The 21,519-nt window shown below is 62.4% G+C and carries 15 protein-coding genes; 5 read left to right on the forward strand and 10 right to left on the reverse strand.

Going from position 1 to position 21,519, the window contains the following annotated elements:
* Positions 1 to 37: 37 nt before the first annotated feature.
* Positions 38 to 2,212 carry a malate synthase G gene (locus BM438_RS07845; RefSeq protein ID WP_093633734.1) on the forward strand — a complete coding sequence of 725 codons (2,175 nt, stop codon included), beginning with the start codon at positions 38 to 40 and terminating at the stop codon, positions 2,210 to 2,212.
* A 161-nt stretch (positions 2,213 to 2,373) separates the two neighbouring features.
* On the opposite strand, the gene galU is transcribed toward BM438_RS07845, so the two are convergent.
* Both galU and BM438_RS45420 read right to left on the reverse strand, forming a co-directional pair.
* Positions 2,374 to 3,291: a UTP--glucose-1-phosphate uridylyltransferase GalU gene (gene galU / locus BM438_RS07850; RefSeq protein WP_093634048.1), complete on the reverse strand. Its 918-nt coding sequence runs from the start codon at positions 3,289 to 3,291 to the stop codon at positions 2,374 to 2,376.
* Between the two features lie 306 nt (positions 3,292 to 3,597).
* On the reverse strand, positions 3,598 to 3,741 hold the full coding sequence (locus BM438_RS45420; protein ID WP_167378338.1) for a hypothetical protein: 144 nt from the start codon (positions 3,739 to 3,741) through the stop codon (positions 3,598 to 3,600).
* Between the two features lie 243 nt (positions 3,742 to 3,984).
* Here BM438_RS45420 and BM438_RS07855 point away from each other — a divergent pair, with 243 nt between their 5' ends.
* The gene (locus BM438_RS07855) at positions 3,985 to 5,196 is read left to right on the forward strand and encodes an acyltransferase family protein (protein ID WP_093633735.1); all 1,212 of its coding nucleotides are present in this window, start codon (positions 3,985 to 3,987) and stop codon (positions 5,194 to 5,196) included.
* A gap of 281 nt (positions 5,197 to 5,477) precedes the next feature.
* On the opposite strand, the gene BM438_RS07860 is transcribed toward BM438_RS07855, so the two are convergent.
* From BM438_RS07860 to BM438_RS07870, 3 genes are all read right to left on the reverse strand, one after another.
* Positions 5,478 to 7,925, reverse strand: coding sequence for a glycosyltransferase family 4 protein (locus BM438_RS07860; protein WP_093633736.1), 2,448 nt, complete (start codon positions 7,923 to 7,925; stop codon positions 5,478 to 5,480).
* Entirely contained in the window at positions 7,922 to 9,388 is a 1,467-nt protein-coding gene (locus BM438_RS07865; protein ID WP_093633737.1) for a flippase, read from the reverse strand. Before BM438_RS07865 ends, BM438_RS07860 begins: the two co-directional genes overlap by 4 nt.
* Before the next feature lie 66 nt (positions 9,389 to 9,454).
* A complete protein-coding gene (locus BM438_RS07870) occupies positions 9,455 to 11,656 on the reverse strand; it encodes an NHL repeat-containing protein (RefSeq protein ID WP_093633738.1) in 2,202 nt (733 codons plus the stop codon).
* A 671-nt stretch (positions 11,657 to 12,327) separates the two neighbouring features.
* On the opposite strand from BM438_RS07870, the gene BM438_RS07875 reads away from it, so the two are divergent.
* Genes BM438_RS07875 through gmd form a run of 3 tightly spaced genes read left to right on the forward strand, consistent with a single transcriptional unit; the run spans position 12,328 to position 15,243 of the window.
* The gene (locus tag BM438_RS07875; RefSeq protein WP_093633739.1) at positions 12,328 to 13,416 is read left to right on the forward strand and encodes an acyltransferase family protein; all 1,089 of its coding nucleotides are present in this window, start codon (positions 12,328 to 12,330) and stop codon (positions 13,414 to 13,416) included.
* Positions 13,413 to 14,144 carry an SGNH/GDSL hydrolase family protein gene (locus BM438_RS07880; protein WP_093633740.1) on the forward strand — a complete coding sequence of 244 codons (732 nt, stop codon included), beginning with the start codon at positions 13,413 to 13,415 and terminating at the stop codon, positions 14,142 to 14,144. Before BM438_RS07875 ends, BM438_RS07880 begins: the two co-directional genes overlap by 4 nt.
* Positions 14,145 to 14,199: 55 nt before the next feature.
* Entirely contained in the window at positions 14,200 to 15,243 is a 1,044-nt protein-coding gene (gmd, locus tag BM438_RS07885; protein ID WP_093633741.1) for a GDP-mannose 4,6-dehydratase, read from the forward strand.
* Between the two features lie 98 nt (positions 15,244 to 15,341).
* Here gmd and BM438_RS07890 read toward each other — a convergent pair whose 3' ends face one another.
* The 5 genes from BM438_RS07890 to BM438_RS07910 form a co-directional block, all read right to left on the reverse strand.
* Complete coding sequence (locus tag BM438_RS07890) at positions 15,342 to 16,508, reverse strand: glycosyltransferase family 4 protein (protein WP_054037586.1); 1,167 nt, start codon at positions 16,506 to 16,508, stop codon at positions 15,342 to 15,344.
* On the reverse strand, positions 16,505 to 17,764 hold the full coding sequence (locus BM438_RS07895; RefSeq protein WP_093633742.1) for a glycosyltransferase family 4 protein: 1,260 nt from the start codon (positions 17,762 to 17,764) through the stop codon (positions 16,505 to 16,507). Before BM438_RS07895 ends, BM438_RS07890 begins: the two co-directional genes overlap by 4 nt.
* A complete protein-coding gene (locus BM438_RS07900; protein WP_093633743.1) occupies positions 17,761 to 19,221 on the reverse strand; it encodes a glucose-6-phosphate isomerase in 1,461 nt (486 codons plus the stop codon). Before BM438_RS07900 ends, BM438_RS07895 begins: the two co-directional genes overlap by 4 nt.
* Before the next feature lie 3 nt (positions 19,222 to 19,224).
* Positions 19,225 to 20,460 carry a glycosyltransferase gene (locus tag BM438_RS07905; protein ID WP_093633744.1) on the reverse strand — a complete coding sequence of 412 codons (1,236 nt, stop codon included), beginning with the start codon at positions 20,458 to 20,460 and terminating at the stop codon, positions 19,225 to 19,227.
* A 109-nt stretch (positions 20,461 to 20,569) separates the two neighbouring features.
* Positions 20,570 to 21,502 (reverse strand): glycosyltransferase family 2 protein, encoded by a 933-nt coding sequence (locus BM438_RS07910; protein WP_093633745.1) that lies wholly within the window; start codon positions 21,500 to 21,502, stop codon positions 20,570 to 20,572.
* Positions 21,503 to 21,519 lie beyond the last annotated feature (17 nt).

The following is a 21,519-nucleotide window of genomic DNA, read 5'->3' on the forward strand; positions in this document are numbered from 1 at the left end:
GCCCCCTCATCGGTCCCATTCAAGGATGGAGCAGTCGATGACTCAGATGAACACGCGCGGTGGACTGCAAGTCGCCGCCAACCTCGACCAGTTCGTCGAAACCGAAGCCCTGCCCGGCACCGGAATCGACAGCGCCGCATTCTGGTCAGGTTTCGACGCACTCGTGCATGAGCTGGCGCCGAAAAACCGTGCGCTGCTGGCCGAGCGCGACCGCCTGCAAACCGAACTCGATACATGGCATCGCGCCAATCCGGGTCCGGTGCGCGATCTGCGCGCGTACCGTGCCTTCCTCGAAGGCATCGGCTACATCGTGCCGTCGCCGGCGAGCGTCAAAGCCACGACCGACCAAGTGGACACCGAAATCGCCGAACAGGCCGGCCCGCAGCTCGTCGTGCCGCTCTCGAATCAGCGCTATGCGCTGAACGCGGCTAACGCCCGCTGGGGCAGTCTGTACGACGCGCTCTACGGCACCGATGCGATCCCCGAGACCAACGGCGCCGAAAAGCAGAAAGCCTTCAACCCGGTGCGCGGCGCCGCAGTGATCGCTTATGCCCGCAAGTTTCTCGACCAGGCCGCCCCGCTCGCGAACGGCTCGCACGTCGACGCCACGCTGTATAGCGTCGAAGGCGGCAAGCTCGTCGTCACGCTGAAGAGCGGCAAGACCGAACTGAAAACGCCGGCGCAGTTCATCGGCTATCAGGGCGACGCGAGCGCACCGTCCGCCGTGCTGTTGAAGCACAACGGCCTGCACTTCGAAATCCAGATCGACGCGAACGATTCGATCGGCAAGACCGATTCGGCGCACGTGAAGGATGTGCTGGTCGAAGCCGCGGTGAGCACGATCATCGACTGCGAAGACTCCGTTGCAGCCGTGGATGCGGACGACAAGGTCCAGCTCTATCGCAACTGGCTCGGCCTGATGAACGGCACCCTGACGGAAGAAGTCACGAAGGGCGGCAAGACCTTCACGCGCAGTCTGAACGCCGATCGCGTGTACACCGCCGCGAACGGCACAGCGCCAGTCGTGCTGCATGGCCGCTCGCTGCTGTTCATCCGCAATGTCGGCCATTTGATGACGAATCCGGCCGTGCTGACGAAAGACGGCAAGGAAATTCCGGAAGGCATTCTCGATGGCGTCATCACCACGTTGTGCGCGCTGCACGACCGCAAGCACAAACTGAATTCGCGCACCGGTTCGATCTATATCGTGAAGCCGAAAATGCACGGCCCGGCCGAAGTCGCGTTCGCGAGCGAACTGTTCGCGCGCGTCGAAGACCTGCTGAAGCTGCCGCGCAACACGATCAAGATGGGCATCATGGACGAGGAGCGCCGCACCAGCGTCAACCTGCTCGCCTGTATCGGCGAAGCGTCCGAACGTGTCGCGTTCATCAACACGGGTTTCCTCGACCGCACCGGCGACGAAATGCACACGGCGATGGAAGCCGGCCCGATGATGCGCAAGGGCGACATGAAGTCGAGCGCATGGATTGCCGCGTACGAGCGCAGCAACGTGCTGGTCGGTTTGAGCGCGGGCCTGCGTGGCCGCTCGCAGATCGGCAAGGGCATGTGGGCGATGCCGGACCTGATGCACGCCATGCTCGAACAGAAGATCGCGCATCCGAAGGCCGGTGCGAACACCGCATGGGTGCCCTCCCCGACCGCCGCGACGCTGCATGCGCTGCACTATCACCAGGTCGACGTACAGGCGGTTCAGCAGGAGCTCGAACGCACCGACTACTCGAAGGTTCGCGACGAACTGCTCGACGGCCTGCTGACGATTCCAGTCGTTGCCGAAGCGAAGTGGAATGCGGATGAGATCCGCAGCGAAGTTGAGAACAACGCTCAGGGCATTCTCGGCTACGTGGTGCGCTGGGTCGATCAGGGTGTGGGCTGCTCGAAGGTGCCGGACATTCACAACGTCGGTCTGATGGAAGACCGTGCCACGCTGCGTATCTCCAGCCAGCACATTGCGAACTGGCTGCATCACGGCGTGGTCACGCGCGAGCTGGTCGAAGAGACCTTCAAGCGCATGGCGAAGGTGGTCGACGAGCAGAACGCGGGCGATCCGCACTACCAGCCGATGGCGCCGGGCTTCGACACGCTGGCGTTCAAGGCTGCGCAGGCGCTGGTGTTCGAAGGACGTAAACAGCCGAGCGGCTACACGGAACCGTTGCTGCATAAGTTCCGTCTGGAAGTGAAGAAGGCGCAGTAAAGGCCTTTTACGCGTGATCTGGGTACCAGCAGCAAATCCGGCCAGAAAAGCCGGTCAGATAAGCAGGCCAGATAGAAAGACGGGCGCCGCATCATGCGGCGCCCGTTTTAATTTGCGCGATAGTGCTGCGCGTTGCTTCTGCGTGAAGAGTTTCCTACACCTTAAGCTGCTTCAGCCGTGTACTGCGCCGGCACGCCGGCCGACATATTCGCCTGCATATAGGTTTGCAAATACGCTTCGAATTCCGCCTTCACTTCCGGATGGCGCAGCGCGAATTCCACGGTCGCCTTCAGATAGCCCAACTTGCTGCCGCAATCGAAGCGTGTGCCGAAGTAGCGGTACGCAAGCACCTGCTCTTCGGTCAGCAGCGATTGCACCGCGTCGGTCAATTGCAGCTCACCGCCCGCGCCCGGCTTGAGCGCGCGGATATGCTTGAAGATGGTCGGCATCAGCACATAGCGGCCCACCACGCCGAGGTTCGACGGCGCCTTGTCCGGCGCCGGCTTTTCGACGATGCCCGACAGCTTGATCACATTGTCTTCCCACTCGCGGCCATCCACGACGCCGTACGAACGGCTGTCTTCGCGTGCGATGGTTTCGACGCCGATCACCGAGCTGTGATAGTGGTTGAAGGTGTCGACAAGCTGGCTCATCACCGGCTTCGAACTGTGCAGCAAGTCGTCCGCCAGAATCACGGCGAACGGGCTGTCACCCACCAGTTTCTCGGCGCACAGCACCGCGTGGCCCAGACCGAGGGCTTCGGCCTGACGCACATAGAAGCAGTCGACGTTAGCCGGCTTGATGCTGCGCACGAGGTCGAGCAGCTTCTGTTTGTTGCGTGCCTCGAGTTCGGCTTCGATCTCGTAGGACTTGTCGAAATGATCTTCGATAGCGCGCTTGCTGCGGCCCGTCACGAAGATCATCTCGGTGATGCCGGCGGCAATCGCCTCTTCAACCGCGTATTGAATCAGCGGCTTGTCGACGATCGGCAGCATTTCCTTGGGGCTTGCTTTGGTAGCCGGCAAAAAGCGTGTCCCGAGGCCCGCTACGGGAAACACGGCTTTGGTGACTTTCAGCATGGTAGGCATTCCCACATCGGTTAGAAATTAGTGTGTTCGCGGGCCTCGCGGCCACTCGATGTCGCAGAAAAGACTAACAAAAAAATTAATCCATTTCGTGCGTTAATTTTTCTCGATCCAAATAAATAAATCGATTGGCTTTCGATATTCCGGATCGTGGCATGCATCAGGAAACAATTACGTATCGGTGTCGAATTATTTTCTGAAATTCCGAAAATTTTACGTATCCGGCGAAGCGGATCACGGGCCATCTCAAGCTCGTCCGGGGGCGCATCGTGGATGCACGAAAGCGCCCCCGGGCACCGCTCATTCGTTCTCGTCGATCTGGGGCAGCTTGCCCGGGTTCATCCGAAAACGGCGGATCGGCTCGTTGCGCAGCGCCTCGCGGTAGGCGGAGGCGGCGACAAGGATCAGCAGCACGGCAATGCCGGCGAGTAAATGCAGGTTCATGACTTCACCTCTGGTCAAGAGAATCCGTGCTTTAAATTAGCACAACAAAAGCGGTAAATAATTCGATGTAGCAAGTACTTATGCGGAATTACACTTCGTCACAAAATCGCCATTTAATTCGATTTGCCACGCAATTTTTTATCGTTTTTTTACCTCCGCTGTGCACTAGCATGTGATGCACCGCGGGCGCGCACGGCGTGCCCGCGGAATAAGCTTTTTCTTCCTTCAGATTAAGGACCGCGTATGAGCGACTCAGCACTGGATGCCGCCGGCTCATCCCTGCCCCTTTCCCCGTCACGAAAGGCCGCCGCGCCGCGCGCGCAGAGCGAAGCGCGCGCCGAGAGCGCCGGCAAGGAACATGTAATCGACGCCATGCGGGGCTTCGCCGCGCTTCTGGTCGCCTATTTTCATTGCCGCCAGGTCGAATGGGTGGGCATGCAAACCTTTCACCAAAGCGTCGGCCATTCTTTCAGTCTGAGTACGATCGCCGCCTACCTGACCTTCCCGATTGCGTGGGGCTCGGCCGGCGTGCCGATTTTCTTCGTGATCAGCGGTTACTGCATTCATCGCGGCGGCGCGCTACGTCTGGCAAAACATCCCGACTACCGGCTCGACACCGGCAATTTCTGGATCCGCCGTTTCGCACGTATTTATCCGGTATTGCTGGCGGCGCTCGTGCTGACCTTTGCACTCGACTGGGTCAGCTTGCAGCTGCCGCCGGTCAACCACAAGATTCGCGAGATCGGCCTGCAGGCCTTCCTCGTCAACCTGTTTTCGCTGCAAGGGGTGGCCGGCAAGACGTTTGGGTCGAACGGCGCGCTCTGGACGCTATCGCTCGAAGTACAGTTCTACGCGATCTATCCGCTGCTATTCGCGCTGCGCCGGCGTCTGGGCATGACTTCCGTGCTGGCGATCGTCGCTGTCATCAATGTGGTGTCCGCCTATGTGCTCGAACGCCACGATTTGCAGTTCTTCACGTCCTACTGGTTTTCGTGGACGCTCGGCGCGTGGATCGCCGACGCGAAGGCCCGTAGCACGCCGGAGGCGCGTTCGTCGGTCTGGCTCTACGTGCTCGCCGCGGCGTTCATTGCGCTCGGCTGCGCGGCGTTTCATTTCGGCCAGTACGGGGCATTCCAACTGTGGGCGGTCGGCTTTGCCTTCTACCTGTACAAGGCGCTGGAGCGCCCTAATGCTGATAAGGCCGATACCCCAGGCGTGCGCCTCCTGTCACGGTTCGGCGATTTCAGCTTCTCGCTGTATCTGATCCATCTGCCCATCTTCGTGCTGCTGTCGTCGATCCTGTTCCGTTCGTCGCTGCAGATGTCGATCTGGCCGTCGTTCGGCTACATGCTGGTGGCCGTGCCGGTGGCCTACGTGTTCTACCGGCTGGTCGAACTGCCGGCGATGAAGTGGTCCGCGAGTTTCAAACCGAAGAACGTAGTGAAGCCAGCCTGAGAGCGATGTAAGAGAAAGGTCGGAGAAACACACTGTTCAGTTCAGAAACAGGTTTCTCCTTCGACAATGTGAAGAAGCCGTGCCGCCGGGACCACGTTGTATAACCCGGTTGCATAGCCGGTCGGTTGCATAGCCTGTGTGTCGCGCGAAAAAAACGGAGCGGAAGTCCTCAGGACTTTCGCTCCGCTGCGCTAACGACAAAGACTGGCCGAGTCCCTGCCTACCCCCGCGTTAAATCACTTCGCACGTTCATCTGCTCAAGAAGCGCCCGCACAAGCCCCTCAACGCCCCGCCACGCGCTTCAGAATCCGTTCGACACCTTCCACATACGTTGCCGTCCCGAACCGGCTCAGCGCCGTCTGATAGCCGTTTCTGACCAGCTTGTTGCGCAGGTCGTCGTTCGAGCGCAGCTCGGCGAGCGTGTCGGCGAGGCCATGCGCGTCGCCGGGGGTGCATAGCACGCCATTCTCGTAATCGTCGATGATCTCCAGCACGCCGCCTGCGCGTGCCGCCACTACCGGCCGCTGCGCCAGCATCCCCTCGACGATCACGCGACCGAACGGCTCCGGCGTGATCGACGTATGGACCACGGCATCGACCGCGCACATGCAGGCCGGAATGTCGTGCTGGAAGCCGAGGAAATGCACCCGGCCACCCAGGTTGTGCGCGGCGACGAACGCATGCAGCTCGATCTCGTACGCGTCCTCGCCGAACAGCGGCGCACCCACCAGCACGGCATGCATCTGCGGATTGAGGACCATCGCTTCAAGCAGCACGTGTTGGCCCTTCCAGCGCGCGAGGCGGCTGAACGAACCGACCAGAAACGCATCCTGCGGCAGGTTCAGGCGCTGGCGCAGGGTCGCTTGCGGGACCGTGCGCAACGCGTCGAAGGGCGTCGCGGAAATACCGTTGAACACCACGTCGATACGCTTTTTGTCGAAGTGCGTGAGTTCCGCGAAGGCGTGAGCGGAGGCCGCCGAATTGGCGATCACGTGCGTGAGGCCGAGACGCGCGCACCACTTGATGATCGCCAGTTGCTTGCCGCCGAAATGCTCGGAACTCACGATATCGCGCAGGTGCCAGACCACCGGCCGTCTGGCCAGCTTGCCGGCAATCGCGCCGATCACCATCGCGCGCTGGGTGTTCGCGTAGATCACCTCGGCGTCGCGCGCGCGTTTCGCGGTGGCGCGCACGAGCGACGTCAGGCCCTTGAGTGCCTGCCCCTTCGGCAACGAGCCGCCCTGCTTGCGAACGTTGCGCAATGCGCCGGCTTCCAGCACGTTGACCGTCACGCCGGCCTTGGCCAGAGCGGTGCGGAACGGACCATCGTCAAACAGCACGACTTCGATGCGCGAGCGCAAAGCTTTAACGATTTCCAGCAGCGATAACTCAGCGCCGCCGAGCACGCCGCTCTGGTCGACCGCGAGAATGCGCGGCGCGTTGGCGCCCGGCTCTGCTTTGTAGGGGATGTACGTCGGCAACGTCGCTGAGCGCAATGCCGGCACCGAAGCCCGCACGTGGGCGAAGAAACGTTCGCGGAAATTCGCGGCCGAAAACTGCTCGGCATTCGCGCGGCAATCCGCCGGCGAAAAACGCTTCACGTGGCCGTCGAAACGCTCGACCGCCGCAACGATCGACTCGACATTCTGCTCATCGAAGAACATGCCGGTGGGTTTGGACTCGGACAGATCGCGCACGGTTTCAAGCGCCCCGCCCTTGCCGTAGGCAATCACAGGTGTGCCGCAGGCCTGCGCTTCGACCACCGAAATGCCGAAGTCTTCTTCCGCGGCGAACACGAACGCCTTCGCGCGGCTCATCTTTTCCTTGAGCACCTTGAACGGCTGGTAGCCCATGATCTCGACATTCGGCCCTGCCTTCGCGCGGATCTTCTGCATATCGGGGCCGTCGCCGATCACCACGAGCTTACGCTCCGGCATCTGCGCGAACGCTTCGACGATCAGATCGATCTTCTTGTACGGCACCATCCGCGAGGCGGTCAGATAGAAATCATCCTTGTCGGTGCACAGCGCAAACGCTTCGACATCGACGGGCGGAAAGATCACCTGCGCTTCGCGTTGATAAACCTTCCTGATCCGTCGCGCGATGAAATCGGAGTTCGCAACAAAGCCGTCTACCGAATTCGACGTGCGGATATCCCAGTTGCGGATGTAGTGCAGGATCAGCCGCGCCATCGCGGACTTCGGCCCGGCGGTCAGCTTCGACTGCTGCAGGTACTGATGCTGCAGATCCCACGCATAACGAATCGGCGAATGCACATAGCTGATATGCACCTGATCGGGGCCGGTCAGAACGCCCTTCGCCACCGCGTGACTGCTGGAAATCACCACGTCGTAGGCCGACACGTCGAGCTGCTCGATTGCGAGCGGCATCAATGGCAGATACGTGCGGTATTTGGTCCGTGCAAGCGGCAGTTTCTGGATGAATGAGGTCGTGACTGGCTTGCCGCGCAGGAAGCTGCGATCGTCGAGAAAATCGACGAGGCTGAACAGGTCCGCGTCCGGAAAGCACGCAACGATCTGCTCGAGCACCTTCTCGGCGCCCGCATAGGTAACGAGCCAGTCGTGCACGATCGCGACACGCACCGTCTTGTCGCTACGCAACGCCGAGCGGCGCGACGGCGCCTGAACACCGGGAACGGTGGTGAGTTCAGCCAGTGCGCTGCGCGTCGCAGGTTGCAGCACGGCTTCTTCAAGGACTTCGTGGTTCATGCGCTTTTCCTCGGATTCAGTCGCAACAGCAGTGAACGCGCAAGATCGCGCAAAGCGGGTGTCATCGTGATCGACCAGGCGACGTTCGCGCCAACCATCAACAGGCCGGCGACGATCGCCAAGGCGAGACTCGGCAGGAAGCTGGCAAGCCACAGGCTGGCCAGCAGAAAAGCGAGGTGGGCGAGCATGTCGAGCGCGATCTGGCGGGCGCGAATCGCCGACAGGCGCAGCAGCACGGCGTAATCGAACAGCGCCCGGCCGGCCACGGCCATCGCCGCGCCCGTCAAACCGAAATGGGTAATGCCGAGCCACAATGCCCCTGCAAACAAGGGCAATTCAAAGAGGCCGACGCGCGCGGCGGTGGCCGGATTGACCTGCGACTGGATCAGAATCCGCGTCACGTTCGCCTGGCCGACGAGCCACACGGCGACGATCATGATCCGGCCCACCGGCGCGGCCACGGTGGCGATCTCATTGCCGACCCACAGATGCAGAAACGGTTCGAGCACCAGCATCGCGACCAGCGCGACCGGCGTGAACACGCCATTGAGGAATTCGAGCGACTGTTGTGTGATGGTGTCCGCATCCGCGCGGCCCACGGCTGACAGGCGCGGAAACAACGTACGCACCAGCGCGGTCGGCACGATATTCAGACGCGTCACGAGGTTCTGCGGCACGGTGTAGTACGTAACGAAACGCGCGCCGAGACTTGTGCCGAGCATCACGCGGTCGAGCGATTCGGCGATCATGTTGGTGACGCTCGCAATCAGCATCCAGCCGCCGAAGTTGAAGAGCCCCTTCGCCACGCCGAGTTGCGGCGGCAGAATGCTGCGGATCTCCAGTACCTTCAGTGCGGAGCGGCCCAGCAGAATCGCCGCGAGAATCCGCGCGAACACCGCGGCAGCGAGCACGTTCTGCAAGGTCGCCCCCAGCCACAGCGCGGCGCCGAGCGGCAGCAACTGGAACAGGAAGGTGCCGATCGTCTGATTGGTGTTGTAGACACCAAAGCGTTCCGCGCCATTGATCGCACCGGCGAAGACCCACGACACGTTGGCAATCGGAATCGCCACCGCGAGCCACGGCAGCGCCATATAGACCTCATGCTGCAACTCGGGCGACACCTTGGTGAAGTACGCGGTGTACAGAAACGCGCCGAAATAGATGATCAGGCCGCCGATCACACCGGTCGCGAGATTGAGCCACGTCGCGCTCCAGAACACGCGTGCGCTCTCGCCCTTGTCGCCCGAGGCCCGCGCCTTCGAGATGTGGTTCTGCGCGGCCATGCTCATGCCGAGATCGAGAATCCCGAAGTAGCCGATCAGGGTCCACACGAGACTGATCACGCCGTAGCGCTCGACACCGAGCAGCTTGATATACGACGGCACGGTCACGAGCGAGACGAAAGTCGGCAGCACCAGCCCGAAGAAGTTGATCGCTACGTTCTTGAGAATGCCTTTGTCCATCGGATGCCTTGGGTTTGACTACATTTGCCTGGTATTACGAAGAAAGCGGTCATGCCATACGTTGTGTCATGGTTTCCAGCGATACATCATTACTTTGCCGCGGGCGTCTTCTTCGACGAACACGAGGTACTCGCCGTTGCTGCGCTTCGCGGCGCTGATGCCGTTGGGTACGTCGACCCAGCCCGACGCGCTGCCCACTTCCGGACCCGGACGGATCACACCGATCTCCTTGCCGCTGTCCTTGTCCCACACGTGCACCGCGCCGACCGGTTCCACGCCGAAGATGTATTGCCCTTCGACGGTTAGGCCGATGATCGTGGCGATGGGTTTGGTCTGCGTGGTCCACGGCAGCGTGATCGAATAGCGCTGCACCGGATTGCCGCTCGACCATTTGTCGTAGCGCACCAGCACGCGGCCCACTTCCTTCCAGAAGCCGCGATCCACCGACGTATCGGGCGTATAGCCAGTCACGTACATCGTGTCGGTCTCGGGCTCATAGATCGCGCGATGCAGTTCGGTGAACGGCTGCGGCACCGGATACTGCGTCAGGTTCGAATACGAGTAGATGGCGTTGCCCTTCCCATCGAGTCCACCGAAACGGAAGCGATAAATGCCCTTGTTATCGCGGGTGCGCCAGATGTCGCCGGCGCTGTCGACCCACCAGCCCCAGCCGCCCGCGAGCTTCGTGCCGCTTGTGTTGAGCGTGAATTCGTCCGTGTTGAACTTGCCGTCGCCGTTCACGTCGCGCCAGATCCAGTCGCCGCCCGGCGGCGCATTCGGCACCTTGGAGACCGCGCGCTCACGCCCGGCGATGAAGCCCGAAGGAATCGCAGTCTCGCCGTCGTGCTGCGGGTCGAAACGATAGATCTTCAGGTGATCCGCGTACATGTCGGTTAAGTACAGGAACGTGCGGCCCTTGAGCTTGCGAGCGATCGGCAAGCCGGGATATTGGTCGGTGTGAAAGACCGGGTCGTCGGGATACTTGAAGCGGTTCGACAGAAAGCCCGCGTATTTCCAGTCCTGCCCCGCAGGCTTCGAGAGATCGAGTTCGAAACGCTTGTTGCCCGTATAGACGCTGTCCGGACGCGACGGATCGATCCACGCGCCGTCGACGAATAACAATCCTTGCACCTGCCAGTTCTGTTTGCCGTCCGGCGCGTAACTCTCGAGCGTGGCGCCGAGGCCCGCGCCGATCGGGTCGTAACGCGGACCGATGCCGTTGGTCGACACATAGACGTTGCCGCGTGCATCCACGCCCACACCGGTCAAACCATTGAAGCGCTGCGGCCCCGGCTTGCCGGGCGTACCGCTGAAAATGCCGCCGCGTTCACCGAGCGAGCCCGACTCGGCATAACGGCCGTTGTTCTTGCTGAAAAACAGCACCTGTTGGCGCGGGCCGTTGTCCGCGATCAGAACGCGGCCTTGTGCATCCAAAGCGATATCGACCGCCACCGTATCGGCGGGCAACGTGAACGTTTCGTCGATGCGCTTGCCCGCGGCGGTGTAGTGCTCCACCTGCGGCGTCTTATCGTTGCGCGTGCCGGTCAAAACCCAGAGCGTGCCGTCAGGCGCTAACGCGATACGGCCCGGCTCATGCACGGTCCAGGTTGTTTTCTGCTGCATCGATTCCGCGTCATACACCTCGATGCGATCGCGCGCGGTGTTCGCCGCGTAAAGCGTCGTGTCATTCGCTGCCAAACCGCCGATTTCGGCACTCGTGCCGGTCGGCACTTCGTTCATCATCAGAAAGCCCGCTGCCAGTTGCGCATGCGGGTCGGCGCTTTTCGCGGCCGGCTGGAACGGCGCGGCGCGCTTCGGATCGGCGATCTGCCTGCGCGAAATGCCGAACCATTGCTTACCCTTCTCCGGCCACACGCCCTGCTCGACCAGACGTCCTTTCTCGTTGCCAACCTGGATCGCCACAAAGGCGTACTTCCGATTCACCGCGATCGCGCTGCCGCCAGCGTTGCCCCAACCATGCGTGCCGCCCGCGAAGCCGAGCATCTTGCCGTTCTGGTAGACACTCGCTTCGGCGCCGCTTTCGTCCCACGGCGCGTTCGTATAGACCTTGCCGTCGGGCGCGACCGCGATGGCGGTGATGTTGATCTGCGTCCACGTGCCATCGCCGAAACCGAAGGTGTTGCCGATCCAGGAGTTTTTCGCGTTCAAGGCGGTTTCCGCGGATGCCGTGAAGCTGACCGATGCCGCCGTCATTCCGGCCGCATAGGCAAACACAGCAAACCAGGTTTTGAACGTGAAACGGGCCAAAGTTATTCCTCCAATCAGGGCCGTGCCGCGATGGGGTAAAAACCCGCGCGGATGCAAAATCCAATGAGATGACAGCTGGGGCCGCTAGAAGCGACGCAAGAACACGAGACTGATTCCCGCAAGACACGACGTATAAGAAGGGGCGTTGAGCGCAGATTCGCCGCAGCCCGAACCCGGTCGAATACGAGCGCTCGGCGCGTGACGCACGCGCCATCCCCGGCCCCCGTCCACACGGCTCACATTACGCGGAAAGAATGCCGCGACGAAAATCGAAAATAATTCAAAAATATTCGACGCTTTAAGCGTCGTGAAAGAAAATGATTTAAAAATCGATTAAATGAAAATGGCCGTGCACGGCGGGGTCCCGCGGCGCCTTGGCGCCCCATCCTTACCGATGCCGCCTGACTCCGGCTGCACTTCTTACGGATTACGACAGCCACAAGACACAAGCATAAAAATCTATTGCGAATGGATAACGAAACACCCTGTTGCAATCTGATTCATTTATCCATTTCATTCCCGTTTTTTCATCAATTTATTTTCCCTAGAATCGAATGCACTTCCGTTGCGATGCGAAGCGAGCGCGCTCTTGCCCTCAAGCCCTGTTCCTGACTTGAGACGACTCGCGCGATCCTTCGCCCGGCCCATCCGCTTCACACCATGGACGGTTCATGACTGCTAGCGCACTGCCCTTAGCGCCTTCTCACTCTCGCCGCATCCTGCAGCTCGACGGCTTGCGCGCCATCGCCGTGCTCGCGGTATTCGCCCAGCACGCCTTGAAAGCGCCGCTGTGGATGGGCGTCGATCTGTTTTTTGTTTTGAGCGGTTTCCTGATTACCGGCATCCTGCTCGAGCGCAAGGCGCGCCAGCAGTCGTATTTCGGCTATTTCTATGCACGCCGGGCGCGGCGCATCCTGCCGCCTTATCTGCTGCTGATGGTGGTGTCGTCGATTCTGTTCGGCATCGGCTGGGCGCAGCACTGGCAGTGGTATGCGTTCTTCGCGACCAATATTGGCGACGCGCTCAATCAAAGCGGTCACGACAGCCTGAATGTGCTGTGGTCGCTGGCGGTCGAAGAGCAGTTCTATATTTTCTGGCCGTTCGTGATCCTGTTGCTGCCCGAGCGCGTGCTCGGCTACGTGGCGGCTGCGTTGATCGTGCTGGTGCCGGTGCTGCGCGCGGTCGCCACGCCCTGGTTCGATTCGTTCTGGCCGATCTACTACCTGACGCCGTTCCGCATGGACCTGCTGGCCGCCGGCGCATTGCTCGCCGTCGCCGTACGGCGCGACCGCAACGCACTCGAGCCGTTCAAGGGCCTAGCCGTGCTCGGCTTTTTAGCCGCGCTCGCGGTGCTGGCATGGCTGCATCTGCACTATCCGCGGTTCCGGGCGGCCAATACGCCGCTATCGAATGCCGCGCTCTACAGCGTTTCATTGGTGCTTTGTACTTCGGTCGTGGTCATCGCCCTGCAAAGCAAGGGCATCGTCAAGCGGCTGCTGTGCAACCCCGTGCTGGTCTATATCGGCACGATCAGCTACACGATCTATCTGATTCACCTGAGCGTGCTGTACACGCTGTGGCCGCTGCATCTGAACCGCTATCTGACCGCGGCGCTGGCACTCGCGATCACCCTCGCCTACGCCAGCATCACGTGGTTCGCGTTCGAAAAACGTTTGATCTTCGGCTCGGCAGGCAAAGCGCATGCACCCGCCGGCAGCGTGTCGGGGGGCGCATCGCGAGCGCCGCAAAGCCGCGCATGAGGCGCCGCGCGTGGCTCGCTGCGGGCGTGTCGGCCGCTGCGTCAGTGCTGGTTTCGCTGACACTGGATGCGCACGCCAGCGGACCTGCATCGCAGGTGCTGGTGGACGCCTACGGCGATTCGACCACGCTCGGCATTACGTGCAGCGAGGGCCACTGCGGACCGCAGCCACAAAACGCCGTGTCGTATCTGCAGGACGAGTTACAAGCCAGGTACGGTCAAAAGGTGCGCGTCACGAATTACGGCGTGGGCGGCACGATGGCGAGCCAGTTGCGCGACGGCACCGGCAACCGCCGCGCCGGCCCGACCGCCGGCTTGCCGTGGCAGGAACGGCTCGCCGCTTCGTCCGCGCAGATTGTGTTGATCAACTACGGCATTAATGAAGTGATGCAGAACCAGACGCCCGAGCAGTTTTACGCAGCGGAAACAACGCTCGTGAAAACCGCCCGCGCGCTTGGCAAGGAGCCGGTTCTACAGACCTCGAACCCGATGCCCGACAACCACCTGAACGCGCGGCTCGCCGCGATGGTCGCGATGACGCGCCGGGTGGCCGCCGAACAGCAGGTGCCGCTCGTCGATCAGTTCGCGTACGTCAGCAATCTGCCGGACTGGAAGACGCTGATGTCCGACGGCGCGCATCCCAAGCCAGGTTTGTACCGGCTCAAGGCGGAACAGGATTTTCAGGTCGTCGATCCGCTAGTGCGGCGACTGCTGGACGGCACGCTTTGAAGCTCCTTTTTCAAGTGCACTTCTCTTTCTCTTTTACCAATATCGAAGGCAAGCTATGAGCCAACCACGCAAAGCGATCATCACCGGCGTTTCCGGACAGGACGGCGCCTATCTGACCAAACTGTTGCTCGACAAGGGCTACCACGTGACCGGCACCTACCGGCGCACGAGTTCGGTCAACTTCTGGCGCATTCGTGAGCTCGGCGTGCTCGATCATCCGAATCTGCGTCTGGTCGAACACGACCTGACCGATCTGGGCTCGACGCTGCGCCTGCTCGAAGGCGCGCAGGCCGACGAGCTGTACAACCTCGCCGCGCAGAGCTTCGTGGGGGTCTCGTTCGACCAGCCCGTGACGACCGCCGAAGTGACCGGCATCGGCGCGCTGAATCTGCTCGAAGGCATCCGCATTCTGAATCCGAAGACCCGTTACTACCAGGCGTCGACCTCGGAAATGTTCGGTCTCGTGCAGGCAGTGCCGCAACGCGAGGATACGCCGTTCTATCCGCGCAGCCCGTATGGGGTGGCCAAACTGTTCGCGCACTGGTCGACCATCAACTATCGCGAGTCGTACAACCTGTTTGCAAGCAGCGGGATTCTGTTTAATCACGAATCGCCGCTACGTGGCCGCGAATTCGTCACGCGCAAGATCACGGACACCGTCGCGAAGATCAAGCTCGGCAAACAGGACGTGCTGGAACTCGGCAACCTGAGCGCCAAGCGCGACTGGGGCTTCGCGCTCGAATACGTGGAAGGCATGTGGCGCATGCTGCAAGCCGATGAACCCGATACCTTCGTGCTCGCCACCGGCCGCACCGAGACGGTTCGCGACTTCGTGCGCATGGCGTTCGCCGCCGCGGGTTATCAGATCGAATGGTCGGGCAAGGAAGAACGTGAGACGGGTATCGACGTGGCAACCGGCAAGACGCTGGTGCGCGTGAATCCGAAGTTCTATCGCCCGGCGGAAGTGGATCTGCTGATCGGCTGCGCGGACAAGGCGCATGAGAAGCTCGGCTGGAAGCCGGAAACCACGCTTGAACAGCTGTGCCACATGATGGTTCATGCGGACTTGGGCCGCAACGAGCATCACGAGACGTTCTAATACTGTCCTGAGTGACGGCTGCGCGAGCGGCCGTCACTCCATGAAAAAAGGCCTGGTCGCAATGATTCAGGCCTTTTTTCTATTGCGTCATGAAGCCTTCAATGCACGCCACCCGCCGCGATCGCCTCGCTATACACCGACGCCACACGCTTCGCGATCACCGAATTGTCGAAGTTCTCGCGCGCATAGCGGCGGCAGGCATCGGCATCCGGCAACTTCAGTGAACCGTTCAACGCGCCTGCCAGGCCTTCCGCAATCGCCTTCGCACCCGTTTCCGGCAACACCAGATTCGGCGACAGACCCGCCACCGCTTCCGGCAAACCGCCCACCGGCGTCACCAGCACGGGCGTGCCGGAAGCCAGCGATTCAACGGTAATCAGCCCGAACCCTTCGAGCGCCACAGTCGGCACCACGCTGATATTCGCCGCACGGTACAACGCGGCCAGATGCTGATCGGGCACGAAGCCCAGCAGCTTCACGTTGTCCTCGAGGCCCGCTTCGGTGATACGCGCCTGCAATTCGCCTTCGAGCCGCCCCTTGCCCGCGATCAGCAACAGCACATCGGGCTCAGTGCGCTTGAGCAGCTTCACCGCATCGATCAGATCCTCAAGACCCATGCGGCGCACCAGACGCCGCACGGCCAGCACGATCGGCCGGTCCTGCGGCAGTTGCAGCTTCAGTCGCGCTTCGGCCGGCGTGATCGGCAGATTGAACTGCTCGACATCCACGCAGCCCGGCACCACGCGCACGCGGTCCGGCGCGATGCGATAGCGCGAAGTCAGAATCTTGCCGAACGCTTCCGACAACACGATCAACCGCGACGAACGCGCATACACCGATTGCTCCAGATAACGCTTCGCACGTTGACCGAGCGAATCGGCGCCTTCGACGTGACTCTCGTCGGCCCACGGTCCCTGGAAATGCGACACCTGCGGAATGCCACGCGTCACATCGAGACCCGGAAACGTGTACAGCGCGAAGTGCGACGAAATCACATCGGGACGCGAGGTGCTGATCTCCTGGCGCAGCGCGCGGCGTGCCGCCATCAGGCGCAGCGGCAACGATTGCGCGGCGGAGCCGAAACCGTTGATCGCGCCACCGGTGTCCGCGGCCACTTTGGGTGAGCCGGCCACCACGCCGCGCACCGCGACGCCCGCGCCCGGCAATGCGCCGACCAGCGAGTAATACATGCGGTCGAGACCGCCCGCGCGTTCCGGAAACCAGTGCATCCCGATCTGCAGCGATTTGATTGATCTTGAGGTCATAGTTGTTGTCCCTGAGCGTTCTGAGCGTTGTGGTGGATTGTCTGCCCGGCCAGCGTGTTCAGCGTCAGCGCGTCGGTCTTGGCGACCACTGCGGCTTCCGCTTCGCTGCGTCGGCGGTCCTTCTGCTGCCCCGCCAGTTGCCGGTACAGCGCGATGTATTGCTCGGCCATCCGCGCCCAGCCAAAGCCGGTCGCAAGTTCGTTGGCGGCGACGCCCATCGCGCGGCGTGCGTCGTCGTTGTCAGCAAGACGTGCGACAGCGCCCGCCAATGCCTTGGGATCGTCCGGGTCGTCGAGCACGATGCCGCATTCCGGCGTGATGATTTCCGCACCGCCCGCCGTGCGCGCCGTGACCACCGGCAGGCCCGCGGCCATCGCTTCGAGCAGCGACAGGCTCATCGCCTCGTAACGCGACGGGAACACGAACGCGTCGACCGAATGCATCAGCACCGGCATTTCTTTGACCAGCCCGAGGAAATGCACGCGATGCGCAATGCCGAGCGCCTTCGCCTGTTCCGGATACGGGCTGCCCGGCAGAAAACCGGCCACTGCGATCTGCACGTGTTCGGGCAGATGCTTGAGCGCCTGCAACACCGTGCCGAGGTTCTTGCGCGGCGTGCGCAAGTCGCCGACGAACAGCAGCAGGAACGCGTCCGCCGGCAAGCCGAACTTCGCGCGGTCGCCCGTGGCGGCCGCGAAGCCTTGCGTATCGACGCCGTTGTAGATCACGTCGACCCGGTTATCAGGCGTCAAGCCGATCGCGCGAATTTCATCGGCGACCTTCTGCGACACCGCCGTGATCACCTTCGAGCGCCGGTAAGCCCAGCGTTCGAGCAACGCGTTGCAGCGCGTATAGACCGACTGATACGCGGACCACACACCCTTCGTGAGGCCGAACGGGTAGTACTTGCTGCCGAACCAGCCGCTATGCACGAAGTGCGAGGTGTTGACATCGGCAGGCGCCCACGTAATGAAGCCGTTCACGTGCAGCACGTCGAATTCGCGGCGATGCGCGCGCAGCCACATCGCGCTTTTGAAGGCGAACACCTGCTGGCGCAGCAGATTGGTGGGCCACCAGCGGCCGATCTTCATCGGCACCCAGCGTACATTCGGATGCGCGAGCAAATCCGGCGCAACGTGCGACGCAACCAGCGTCACACCGATGTTTTCCTCGAGGGCGGCGCGCGCAATCTCGTGGTTGACGCGCCCCTGGCCGTCGTTATGGCGCACGACGTGCGTGACAATGGCGACTCTCAATCAGTGCCTCCGTGGAAAAGTAGCGTGCGTCTGCGGTTCATCTTTTCGTAGTGCACCGCGGATAGGATCGAAAAAACACTCATGAAAAGCAGCAGGCCGCCGGTGCCGACCAGCGAATTGGTGAACACCAGCATCGCGAAAGTCGCGAGACTGAGACTCAGGCAGGCGGACACGAATTTGTCGTTGCGCAGCTTGAACGACGCGAGCGCCGCGCGCACCACCAGCCACACGATGCCGGACATGTAGAGCAAGGTGCCGGGCCAGCCCAGCACGAACGGAATGTTCATCACGCCGCTGTCGAAGTTGCCGTACTGGCCGAGTTGGCCGCCGTCGTTCGAGAGCTTGGTCGAGGTACCGGTCGCGCCCATGCCTTCGCCGGAGACGTCGGTAAAGGCCGTCTTCGCAAAGGTCGCGTAGAACTCGTTACGCGCGGCGTAACTCTGGTCGTCGCTCAGGTTGACGAGCGTGTTCAGGCGCGCCTGCATCCGCTCGGCCACCGGGCCGACCGTAAGCAGCGGCACGCAAAGACCGGCAAGCAGCACCGCACTCGCCACGATCCGCACGCGCACCTTGTTGTTCGCCTTGACCAGCTGAATCAGGAGCGCGATCACCCAGCCGCCCCACGTCGAACGCACGAGGCTCAGCGCGAAAGCGAAGAAGCCCAGCGCCGCCGCAACCCAGCGCACGCGGTGCGTCGCCGCCATCACGTAGACCATCGCGCCCATCATCGCGAATGCGAACGGTCCCGACGAGTTCATCGTGCTGAACACGCGCACGCCCATCGGCACAGGATCGCCCTGCGAATTCATCTGCGAGCCGAGCATCCACAGCGCGTCCCACGGCGGCATGATGAAGAACTGGATCAGGCCGTAGCCGCCCATCACCAGCATGCCCCAGATGAAGGTACTCACGATCGTGTCGCGATACTTCGGGTACTGGCGCGTGTGCGCCATGATGTGAAAGCCGATCAGGATCGGATAGAGCCAGTTCGCGAGGTCATAGGTCGCGGCGAGCGGCCCGCTCGACATCACACCGATCATGAACGCGTAGGCGAGCCCCATCAGAACCAGCAGCACCGGCAAGCCGCGCCGCTGCGAAAGCAGCTTGTAGTAACGCAGCAGCGAGAGCGCACTGATCATCGTCACCGCGAGCGGCGCGACCTGGATCAGGCTGGTCGGCGTGAACGAGCCTTTGGACCAGTCGGCAAGTCGCCGCACCTCCGGGCTCAGGAACCACAGCCACCACATGAAGCCGATGTAGCGCGCCGGGCTCTTGAAGTAGAGCCACAGGCCCGTCAGGATCGCGAGCACCGGGAAACCGAGCGTGAGCACCGTGCCCTGATGCGCGATGATCAACATCACGGTGATCAGCCACAGTAAGGCCTCCGGCAGCCACTCCTTGCGAGCGCCGGACAGTACCCGCTCCGCGTTATCGCCGCCTCGCGCAATCGTCGACATTGTTTAGAGGCCTCCGCGTGATTCGCGCGGGCCCGGGCGTTGGCCTTGCCCCTGGCTGCCCGCGCGAACTCGCGCCGGTTGGTTCACCGCGGTACGCGGCGCCTTTGCCACGGCATCGGCGTCGGCCGCAGCGGCCACAACACGTCCGCGCGACGCTGCGCGCGCCCGCAGCATCTCCTGCGTGATTCTCACGTGCTGCATCGCATAGTTCTGCGTGGTCAGATCGCGCGACAGCAAACCGGCGGCGGCCGCCTGTGCCTGGTGCAACGCATCCGCCGGCGAGGCGGCGAGCTGGTCCACCGCCTCACGCAACGCCTGCGGGTTGAACGGCGGGATGTAAGCCGCCTCGCCCGCCGGAAAGTAATCCTGCAACGCGCCGACGTTGGTGACCACCATCGGCTTGCCGACCGCCGCCGCCTCCAGCATCACGGTGATCCCTGAGGCGTGCGAATTCGGCCGCAGCGGCACGACGATCACGTCGGCCCAGTCGTAGAGTTCGTGCTGCTTCTTGATGCCGGAGAACAAAGCGATCTCCACGTTCGGCGCGCGCAGCGAGGCGGGAATCCGCCGGCGTGTCGCAAGCTTCACCGTATAGCGCGCATCGTTGCCGAAGGCCTTGATGAGCGTTTCCCAATCGCGGTCGCGATCGTTGCCGATCGCCGCGATGCGGATCGGCGTATGCGGCGTCCATTCGGTCGGCGCCTTCACGGGAAAGTCCTGCGTGTTCAGGCCGTACAGGAGCGGCTTCGCGTCGCGATTGAAAAAGCGCTGGCACAGCTCGGCGTTTTCGCTGGCGAGCGTCGTCAGCTGGTCGGCGCGCGTCATCAGCTTGCGATAGAGCCAGCTGCGCAGAATTCCATAGGAAGGCCATTTATCGAGCAGCCACACGCTTTGCGCCAGCAGCAAGGGGCTCGCATTAGCGCCCGCCTTGCGGCCACTCAGCAGCAGCATCAGCGCGGCGGACAGCCATTCCTGCTCGGTATGCGTCCAGATGACGTCCGAGCGCAGCATCTCGTCGCGGTTGCGCCACGTATGGATGAAGTCGAACCCGAACGCCGCCTTCAGCGCGCGGCGCAGCAAACGCACCGGTTTGCTTTCGCGCGCGTCCTGCGAATAGGTCAGCCTGAACGCATCGGATTCGGCATGGTGATACCCGTACAGGCAGCCGATGTTGTCGCCGGGCCGGTAAAAGCGCGGGTCGGCGCCGTAAAACAGATGAACGTGAACTTTCGTACTCATGCAGACACTCCGCTCTGCCGGTGGAAAGGGGCATCGGCCTGCGCGAGCAGGCGCCAGTGCCGATGCACGAACGTGCAGGACGTTGGGGACACGTGAGCGCTCTGGAGCTTCACGCGGTCCGCGACAACGCGCGACGCGCCTCATGCGCGCCGGTGCGCACCGCACGCCAGCGCGACAGCCTCAGGCTCGCCTGTTTCGACACCAGCGCAAGCGCGGCGTGCGTGAGGCCCGGATAAACGCGCGTGCCCACCAGCGTCCACCACCACCACGCAGTTTCGCGGCGCAGCGGCGGCAACTGGTCGCGCAGGATCAGGTGGAAGTTGAAGGCGGCGTTACGCAACGCCGCCATGGTTTGCGCGTCGCGCCGGTCGTCGTCGAAACGCTCGGCCGGGAAATGGTCGACGGCCACGCGCGGGTCGTACATCAGCTTCCAGCCGGCGTTCTTCACGGCGAGGCTGAAGGCCATGTCGTTATGAACCTGGGCACCCGCGCCACGCAGGCGCTGATCGAAACGGATCGTGCGGACCGCGTCGCGCCGGTAGCTCATGTTGGCGCCCTTCAGGATGTCGACTTCGCGTGCGCCGCCCACACCCAGGTGGTGATTGCCGATGATCTTGCCGTGCGCCGTGACCTTGCCGACCAGCGGCCGCTCGCCGTCGAGCACGCGGCCTTTTTCGTGCACCCAGTCGCGGCCGCCCAGCGCACCCAGGCGCGCGTCGCCTTCGAACGCGGCAGCAATCCGCTGGACCCAGTCGACGTGCGGCGCGGCGTCGTCGTCGGTGATCGCAATCACGTCGCCTTTGGCCGCATCCAGTCCGCGATTCAAAGCCGCGACCTGGCCCGGCACCTCCACCAACGCGACTGACAACGGCAACGTGCCCGGCACAGCGGGATCGCGCAGGCAGGTGTGGGTCGCTTCGTCGTCGGCGCGCGCGACCACCACCACTTCGTCCGGCGCGCGCGACTGCCGTTGCAACGCCGCAAGGCAGCGCGCCAGGTCGGCCGGGCGGCGGTAGGTCGGAACCAGTACGGTGACTTTCATCGTGATGTCCTTTTCTA

Source organism: Paraburkholderia aspalathi, from assembly GCF_900116445.1.
Lineage (GTDB): Bacteria > Pseudomonadota > Gammaproteobacteria > Burkholderiales > Burkholderiaceae > Paraburkholderia > Paraburkholderia aspalathi.